The sequence below is a fragment of the Bombilactobacillus bombi genome (assembly GCF_013607485.1).
Taxonomy (GTDB): Bacteria; Bacillota; Bacilli; order Lactobacillales; family Lactobacillaceae; genus Bombilactobacillus; species Bombilactobacillus bombi_A.
In genome coordinates, this window is record NZ_SCHP01000142.1 from 1 (window position 1) to 649 (window position 649).

General features: G+C 37.6%; 1 protein-coding gene. It reads right to left on the reverse strand.

Going from position 1 to position 649, the window contains the following annotated elements:
* Positions 1 to 53 precede the first annotated feature (53 nt).
* Positions 54 to 524 (reverse strand): IS200/IS605 family transposase, encoded by a 471-nt coding sequence (gene tnpA / locus EQ827_RS08840; protein WP_181189423.1) that lies wholly within the window; start codon positions 522 to 524, stop codon positions 54 to 56.
* Between the last annotated feature and the right edge of the window lie 125 nt (positions 525 to 649).

The window sequence follows — 649 nt, forward strand, 5'->3', positions numbered from 1 at the left end:
AAAAAGCCCCTTCAAGGGGCCCAACAAAAGCCTACCAACCGCGACTATTCTCATTATTTTTGTGGTTTAATCTTGGAAAATGGATCAACGTACTCTCTTTTACTAATTGTATCTTGTAAGCGATCTTCTGCTTCTTGTTCTCGAATATATTTTTCAATTGTCTTTTGATTTAACCCAACGGTACTGACATAATATCCTCTGGCCCAAAAGCTACGATTGCCATATTTGTATTTCAGATGAGCATGCCGTTCATGAATTATGACGGCACTTCTTCCTTTTAAATATCCCATAAAACTGGCAACACTAATTTTTGGTGGTATCTTAACTAGCATATGAATATGGTCAGGCATGGCGTGAGCTTCGATGATTTCTACTTCTTTAAGTTCACACAATCTTCTCAGGATGCGACCAATATCTGCTCTTAATTTTCCATAAATTACTTTTCGCCGGTATTTAGGCGTAAACACGATGTGATATTTACAATTCCAGCGAGTGTGTGCTAAGCTATTATCGTCTTTTGACAGTGCAAAAACTTCCTTTCGGGTAGTTTTGGTTGGTGGCCGAAAACTATTATATCGAAAGGAAGTTTTTCTCGCTAAAGCTCTTCTGTCCCCCACAAGTAAAACTTGTGGTTTATTTAACATATTAA